We start from the raw sequence: 7,475 nt of genomic DNA on the forward strand, positions 1-7,475 counted from the left end.
TCATCCATCCGGACGATACGCTGACATGGACAAAAGCAAACGAGATCACACACACCAAAACCTCAACCAGACAGCATATATTGATAGGCTGGACGACCTGGTGGCTCTGGCGGGGAGCCTACACCCGATCCCATCCCGAACTCGGACGTGAAAATCCCCAGCGCCAATGGTACTGTGTCTTAAGGCACGGGAGAGTAGGTCGCCGCCAGGTCTTCCAGCCTATCAATACAAAAATAAAAAACCGCCCAAGGGACACCAAGGGCGGTTTTTTACTCGGTGACGCGGGGTGGAGCAGCCCGGTAGCTCGTCAGGCTCATAACCTGAAGGTCGTCAGTTCAAATCTGGCCCCCGCAACCAAAACATCAAACTAAATCAATAGCTTAAAGCCACCGCAAGGTGGCTTTTGGCGTTCAAGTGCCCTAGGGCAGTATTAGGGTAATTTAACTCGAAATCCCAAACCTGATGGGCTATGGTCGTCGTCTGACTACGATCCTCAACCGCAGCGCGATACGCGCGAGGGGGTGTCATGCCGACCATCGATCTGCTGGGCGGAAAGGTCCAGATTTATCAGCGCGGCAATAGCCGTTTCTGGCAGGCGCGGGCGTCTGTCGGCAACAAGCAGCGCCAGTTCAGCACCAAGCAGGAAATTCAGGATCTGGCGGCCAAAGCCGCCGAGACATGGTATTTTAGCTTGCAAGGCAAGAACCAGGCGGGTGTGCTCAATGACCGCCCGACCTTCAAGAAGGCGGCCGATCAATTCCTCAAGGAATACGGCGTTATCACCGAAGGTGAGCGTTCCGAGAAATGGACCGAGAGCCATGCGATCAGGTTGCGAGTTCATCTGGTGCCGTTTTTTGGGAACCTACCGTTGGATAAGGTGAGCCCCGGCAAGGTTCAGGAATACCGGGTGCACCGGATGACGACCTACGCCGCACCGAACCCGCATTCTAAAAGTCAGCATAAGCCGAAGGCGAAACCACCGGCGCGCAGCACGCTGCATGATGAGGTGGTGACATTGCGCATGGTACTGAAGACCGCCATCCGGCATGGCTGGCTGGAGCATCTGCCGGACCTGACACCGCCCTACCGCACGCAGGGCAAAATCGTGCACCGGCCGTGGTTCAGCCCGGATGAATATAAGCAGCTTTACGAGGCCGCGCGGGCGAATGCGAAGGCTCCGGAGCGGGCTCATTACAGATGGAATGCCGAGCAGGTTTATGACTTTGTGCTGTTCATGGCCAATACCGGGCTGCGGCCGGATGAAGCGTTTAATCTGCAGCATCGTGATGTAACGATTGCACAGGATGATGCCAGCAAGCAGGAGATTCTGGAAATCGAGGTGCGCGGCAAGCGCGGTGTCGGGCATTGCAAGAGTATGCCGGGTGCTGTGCGCGTCTATCAGCGGCTACTCGCCCGCGCGAAGCCGGCGCATGGCGAGTCTCGGCGTGAGCGGCAGTTACGGCGAAAGGCCGGTGGTATGGCACCGATGTTGCCGGAGCTGGAATATCCGCAGCCAACGGACCGGGTGTTCCCGGGCAATCACATCAAGCTGTTTAATAATTTGCTTGAGCGGGCAGGGCTGAAAATTGATCGCGATGGCAAAGCCAGGACTGCCTATAGTTTGCGTCATACCTATATCTGCATGCGTCTTATGGAAGGTGCGGACATCTATCAGGTGGCGAAAAATTGCCGCACCTCGGTCGAGATGATCGAGAAGCACTATGCCGTCCACCTCAAGAACACGCTCGATGCCGCAGCCATTAACGTGGTGCGCAAGAAGGCTGCAAATAGGAAGCCGAAAACCGCGGGCACGGTAAAGCATGAGCGTGAAACGAGTTCAAGCAGAACTGCAACATTGAGCGAGGACGCCGATTAAACGTAAAATGGTTGTGGTGAAACACTGCGCCCAACGCCGCTAAGCTGAAGCCTGCCGCAGGGCCGGCCAAAAAGCGATCCGCTTGGCGGATCGCCCAAAAGCGCACCCCTTGCGGGTGCGCAACCAGGGGCTTGGCCCCGCTAAATCATATTCATCCTTTAATTCAGCGATCGCGCGGCCCGCTCATAGCGCCGTCCGATGACCAACTCCTCTCGATTGAGCTCAGGCGCGATTTTGGAGGTGGTGAAGATGATCTGATGTGAGGTCATCGATGCCTGCGACAACGCAACCAAGAGCCGCTGGAAGTTCCACGACCGCTCCTCGACCATGCCCTTGTCCTCAATATTGTCAAATAGCATCCAGCGCGGCAGGTTGAAGCGCGTGTCGATCAGAGACGCGCTCAGCATTCCGGCCGCGAAGCTGTTCTTGAGGATAACCATGCCACTCGCGCTGCCCGCCCGATTTTTCTCGCCGTTGATAGCAACCCAATCGCCGGAGAATTCGAAGGAGACGTTTGCTACGTCATCAAAGTCGCTATGCTCCTGGAGGTCTTGGTCAAGAAGCTTTTTGGTCTGGTTCGAGATGAGCGTATAGGCCTCGTGTTTGCGTTTGCCCTGAGCGCGTTGGATTGCCTCGATTTCGGCCTTGAGTCGCGTAACGCGCGTATTTAGATCCTCCTTGGCTTCCGACGCCGCTCGAATTTGCTTTGCGAGTTCGAGGCGCTTCTGGAAGCCCTCCAGCTCACTGTCGATGAAGCCGACCTTGCGGCTCAGTTCCGCAATTGCGCTTTCTCGACCGGTCACCGTCCCCGACTGAGCAAGCTCGATCGTCGATGACGCGCGCCGCAGCGCTTGGCGCGCGATGCGGAGCGCACTGTTCTTCTGAGTCAATTCAGCATTGCGCTCGGCTTGAAGCGATTCCGATTCTTTCAGTTGCATCTGCAGGTCGAGGCGGACCGCAAGTGTGCGGCTATCATCACCGCCGTCGACACGCTTGGTGTCGCAGAGCTGGCAATGGCCCGCATCCTTGGGCGGCACCGGTGCAAAGCAGGATGGGCAATATTCGAACGCAAGATGACCGAGGGCAAAGAAGGTGATCGAGGCGTCTTCGAAGTCGGCGAGTGATCTGGCGAGATGCTTGATGAAATCCTCGGCATCCGAGATTTCATATTCGAGGACTTCGATTTCTTCCTTGATTTTTATGACGGCTCGGCGGGCACTGTTGTAGTCCTTGATAGCTTCGGAGCGCATTTTCTTGAGATCTTCGCGCTCCAACTGCGGCTCGGGTGTCCCCACCAGCTCGTCGATCGATCCAAGGAGACGCCCGCGCTCTTCGGTCATCTTGGCAATCGCCGCCTCGATGTGCTCGGAGAGGATATTCTCGCCATAGCCGGTCGCAACCGTAACGAGGCTGCGATAGGCAGTTGCGGCGGCATCATAGAGTTTTTCGGTTTCCCTGAGTGCGATCTGCTTGTCGAACAGATCGTAGCCACCGACCCCCGAGAGTAGATCGCCGACTGCTTGGCGCGTCTGCCAGGTGTCGAAATTCTCCACACGGAAAATTCGCTGCACTGGCGTCAACTGATCGACATATAGCAATCGAAGAAGCTGGTGCATCGTGATGTTGCTGGCGCCATCGCTGATTGATTCTGGCAGACCGATTGCTTTGAACAACACCTGGCTGAAGCTGTAGCCGCGATCTGGGCGTCGATAGGGCAGTGTCTGCCATGCCTCCCCAGGCGATGAGAGTGCATCATCCAGCGTTCCGAAAAAGATCGACATCGGCCGGCCGCCATCGGTCGAGATATCTCGCCGTAATGTCAGCAAGCCCGCGGGCGTGACGATCTGCAAATAGACCTGCTCCGCGCGTGAGGCCGACTCCTTCCATTCCCGCAAATCACCGCCGAGGCCGAAGAAAATGAAATCGGCGAGCGTCGACTTGCCCGACCCATTCGAGCCGTGAATGATATTCACGCCGGAATGGAGTGCCTCGTCATAGAGAATATGGCTACCGCGCGTGACGAGCATTCTTTCGATGCGGAAGAAAGCGCTCATACGACGGGCCCCCGGGACGGTAGGCCGGCGCGCTTGACCAAGCCGTTCCTGCCCAACATGGGCAGCGACCCGACATCGTCAACTAGGAAGCGCGTCAGCGCCTCCCCGACTTCGTTCTGGGCGATCGCCTTGTTCATGATCTCATCGGGCACCAACTCGATTTCGAGGCTTGCATATCGGTCACGAAGCGCATCACGCTTCAAAAGTCCCAGACCGGTTAGGCGCTTCAGCGCCGTCGACTGATAGATTTGCAAGTCTTGCCAGACCGACGCGGTGCCCGGCAGCTTGACGAAGAAATTAGCAGGCGTCGGCACAGCCAACTGCCGGAAGCGCTCCTTGATGTCGGCCGGCAACGACAACCGATGGAGCAGCACTGGGAACATAAGGAACATGTCGAGGATGCGCAGCTGCTCCAACAGAATCGGCTCGCTCTTTGCGGTCATCAGCCGAATCATCCGAAAGATGCAATGATAAGGGTCGCGCGATGCGTACCAGACGCGGAAATCACCCATTGTCCCACGCCAGGTGGCAATTGCCCGCGAGATAATAAAGTGCTCCGTCGACAAGCCCGGCCGTGATCTCATTCCCGCTGGTCGAATGGGTCGCCGTGCACGGGTCGATCACCTGGTCTTGCACAACCTTATCGATTGCGGCGGTGTCGGCCTGATCCGCGACGACGCGTGCGACATGGCGATTGAAGCGGCTTTCGACGTCCGCCATCAGCTGCGTGTAACGGTTCACCGCGGATGGTTGGGCGATATGACGCTGCAGCGCCATGTTGAACCGCTCCTTCTTCCTCTTCGCGTCGGCGATCGCGTAGCTTCGTCCGGCGTCGGCCAGTTTCTGCGCCAGATCGCGCCGGTCATGGTCGGCCATCGTCGTATAATATTCGAAATCCGCCAACACCTCGGGGGCAACGCCCGTCTCGGCCATGGCAGAGGTATCACTGCCCTGCGTGACGCATGCGCTTTCCCCGCCGCCGTTCTTGATCGAACCGTCGGGCCCGGACGCCGGGGCAATATTCTTGAGCAGCTGACGGATCATCGCGCAGACCGACGCATAGACGGGCGCCGTCTTACTCGCGGGCTTGCAGATATCAATATGGTTGGCTTGGACCGCGATCGGGTCGCTTCCCACGATCCCAGGATTGGCGGTGACCTTGTCGACGATGTGTACGCCGCCGGTCTTCTCAGTCTCGTAAAAGGAGCGGACGGCGGCGCCCTGGCGTGACACCCAAGAGCGGAAAAATTCGTTGAGTTCGATTAGTGTGTCGTCGCTATAGGCGAGCTGCTTGACCTGCTTGCTCTTGAAGCTGCGCAACAAGAAATCGAGCGCGGTCGCCGCTTGCGCGCCTTGGTGGGGGGTCCCCAAGAACACTACGCCCGCCACCGAGCGGCCGATGCTGTTAAAATCAGGATTCAACGAATCCATGCACCGCCGCAGCATCTGCTTGACGACGAGTCCGCCCAGGCTGTGGGCGACGAGCACGGCATGCGGCGCGCCTTCTTCGCGGCTCGCGATTTGGTCCGCTATGGCCAACGCGAGGTCTTGGATCGAAGCGCCTTCGCCCGCGAGGATGCCAGCGAACTTATCCGAGTCATAGCCAATCATGTAGACCCGGCAATTCGGGAACTGCTCGGCCAGCCAGCGCGGCCAGAACGTATCTTTGGTCTTCTGCCAGGTCTCGAGCCGATCTCCGCCCAGCCCATGGACATAGATAATGTCAAGGGCCGCGGCCGGAGGTGACGCGGGCTTCGGCTCCGGAAAGATCTGAGTTGGCCCGTCGCTCGACATCCCTGCCCCTTTTGTCGTTGTCATCGACCTGTGCAACTCAGATCGTATCCTATATGAATCTATAGGTCACAAGGCGAGTCCGTCAAAGCTTGGCTGCGTTGGCCTGCTCCTTGAGGCCCGTCTGAGGCAAGGGGCTGGTTTACCCTGCGGCGCGGATACGCCCTCCCGAACGAATGGGGGGGCAGGACAGGGCCCCTGAGACGGGAAAGGCTTACTTGGGCGCCATGCTGCGGATAACCGTGGTGGTGTTGACCCCGGTGCCGGGCCTGAGAGTCAGAGTTGAGCCGTAAGCTTCATGACAGGTTTTAGTCCGGAGGAGAGGCTTCCGGGGCCTGTCGTGGAGAAGTGCCATGAATATCAATGCGTCTGCCGCGGTGGCGGTTGTGGGGGCGAGCGCGGGCCGGGCTGGGTCGGCGGGTTTTAAGGTCGATGTCAGCCGGGGGGAGCGGCTGGGGCGGGTGTCGTCGGAATGGTTTTCGCGGCCTGATGATGAGCGATTTCTGTCTCTGCCGGAGTTGTATGCGGCGGTGCGCGCCCGGGCTGACCGGGCTGAGGCGCGAACCGTGGAGAGCCGGGCGATCCGAGTTGAAGCCCGGCGCGACGATGGCGAGCGGTTGGCGCTCATCGTGCCGGGACAGGAGCGGCCGGTGGCGCCGACCCATTGGAGTTTTGGGCAGTTATGCGGGCTGGTGGGGGCGCCGGCCGGATATTTGCGCGAGCTGCCCGCGCCGCTGGCGGGGATCAATCTGCAGCACGGGCTGCTCAATCATCGCGCCGAGTTGGTGAAGACGCTGGAGACCGACGATGGGCGGGTGGAACTGCGTGCCGTGACCGGCCCAGATTACGGGCGGATATGGGACCATGAATTGGTAGCGGCGGTGATGCGGATTGCGGGCAACGGTACGGGTGAGACGAATTGGAAAGTGCCGGGCGTGCTGGACTGGGCGACCATGACCCACAACCCCTATGTGGATGTGACGAAGGAGACGACCACGCTTTATGCCAGCGACCGGGACGTGTTTTTGTTCCTGGTCGACGATACGCATCCGATCGAGGCGGGGCGCTTGCCCAATGGTGAACCCGATCTGTATTTTCGCGGGTTCTATTGCTGGAACAGCGAGGTTGGCTCGAAGACCTTGGGCATCGCGTCGTTTTATCTGCGCGCGGTGTGCGCCAATCGCAACATCTGGGGTGCGGAGGATTTCCAGGAGATCAGTATTCGCCACAGCAAATTCGCCACCCAGCGCTTTGCGCATGAGGCGGCGCCGGCGCTACGGCGTTTTGCCAATTCCTCGCCTGCGCCGTTCGTGGCGGGGATCAAGGCGGCGCGGGAACAGATTGTCGCGCGCCAGGACGATCAACGCGAGAGTTTTCTGCGTAAGCGCGGCTTCAGCAAGGGCGAGACGGCGAAGGTTATTGCCACCGTGCTGGAAGAGGAAGGTCATCCGCCCGAGAGCGTTTTCGATTTTGTGCAGGGCATCACTGCGCTGGCGCGCAGCAAGCCACATCAGGATGCCAGGCTGGAACTGGAGGGCAAAGCGAAGCTGCTGCTGGAGCGGGCGGCGTAACGGGCGCGTTGTTCTCCGCTTTTATGTTTGCCGTGGGCTGGTATGCGGCCCACGGCTTTTTTCATGGGGCGGGGCAGAGAGTCAGAGGGCGGCTGAGAAATTCGTGACGGGTGACAGGCCAGGAGAGTGGCTCCAGGCCGCCCGTCATGGAGTTTTCCCCATGGCCAAAACCATTCAAAAAAT

General features: G+C 59.1%; 5 protein-coding genes, 1 tRNA gene and 1 rRNA gene. 4 read left to right on the forward strand and 3 right to left on the reverse strand.

The genetic code is table 11. The features are described from left to right. The first annotated feature begins 96 nt into the window (after window positions 1-96). The 3 genes from rrf to T331_RS0116485 all read left to right on the forward strand — a co-directional run bounded on the left by rrf (window position 97) and on the right by T331_RS0116485 (window position 1,876). Window positions 97-211: ribosomal RNA gene (gene rrf / locus T331_RS0116475) — 5S ribosomal RNA — on the forward strand. 69 nt (window positions 212-280) lie between these two features. Further along, window positions 281-357, forward strand: a tRNA-Met gene (locus T331_RS0116480). Between the two features lie 169 nt (window positions 358-526). Further along, a complete protein-coding gene (locus T331_RS0116485) occupies window positions 527-1,876 on the forward strand; it encodes a tyrosine-type recombinase/integrase (RefSeq protein ID WP_026440815.1) in 1,350 nt (449 codons plus the stop codon). A 158-nt stretch (window positions 1,877-2,034) separates the two neighbouring features. On the opposite strand, the gene T331_RS0116490 is transcribed toward T331_RS0116485, so the two are convergent. The 3 genes from T331_RS0116490 to T331_RS0116500 are packed head-to-tail and all read right to left on the reverse strand — an operon-like array spanning window position 2,035 to window position 5,724. After that, window positions 2,035-3,930: an AAA family ATPase gene (locus tag T331_RS0116490; RefSeq protein ID WP_081822315.1), complete on the reverse strand. Its 1,896-nt coding sequence runs from the start codon at window positions 3,928-3,930 to the stop codon at window positions 2,035-2,037. Continuing rightward, entirely contained in the window at window positions 3,927-4,442 is a 516-nt protein-coding gene (locus T331_RS0116495; RefSeq protein WP_026440817.1) for an ABC-three component system middle component 5, read from the reverse strand. The genes T331_RS0116490 and T331_RS0116495 overlap by 4 nt, the downstream gene beginning before the upstream one ends. After that, the gene (locus T331_RS0116500) at window positions 4,435-5,724 is read right to left on the reverse strand and encodes an ABC-three component system protein (RefSeq protein WP_026440818.1); all 1,290 of its coding nucleotides are present in this window, start codon (window positions 5,722-5,724) and stop codon (window positions 4,435-4,437) included. The genes T331_RS0116495 and T331_RS0116500 overlap by 8 nt, the downstream gene beginning before the upstream one ends. Before the next feature lie 350 nt (window positions 5,725-6,074). Between T331_RS0116500 and T331_RS0116510 the strand changes: the two genes are divergently transcribed. Then, entirely contained in the window at window positions 6,075-7,292 is a 1,218-nt protein-coding gene (locus T331_RS0116510) for a hypothetical protein (RefSeq protein ID WP_051622458.1), read from the forward strand. The last annotated feature ends 183 nt before the right edge of the window (window positions 7,293-7,475 follow it).

It is taken from the genome of Acidocella facilis ATCC 35904 (genome assembly GCF_000687875.1).
Lineage (GTDB): Bacteria > Pseudomonadota > Alphaproteobacteria > Acetobacterales > Acetobacteraceae > Acidocella > Acidocella facilis.

Bases quoted from the DNA above. Each gene is read 5' to 3' on its own strand.
- T331_RS0116485 (WP_026440815.1), top strand. From the start codon at position 527: ATGCCGACCATCGATCTGCTGGGCGGAAAGGTCCAGATTTATCAGCGC.
- T331_RS0116490 (WP_081822315.1), bottom strand. From the start codon at position 3,930: ATGAGCGCTTTCTTCCGCATCGAAAGAATGCTCGTCACGCGCGGTAGC.
- T331_RS0116495 (WP_026440817.1), bottom strand. From the start codon at position 4,442: ATGGGTGATTTCCGCGTCTGGTACGCATCGCGCGACCCTTATCATTGC.
- T331_RS0116500 (WP_026440818.1), bottom strand. From the start codon at position 5,724: ATGTCGAGCGACGGGCCAACTCAGATCTTTCCGGAGCCGAAGCCCGCG.
- T331_RS0116510 (WP_051622458.1), top strand. From the start codon at position 6,075: ATGAATATCAATGCGTCTGCCGCGGTGGCGGTTGTGGGGGCGAGCGCG.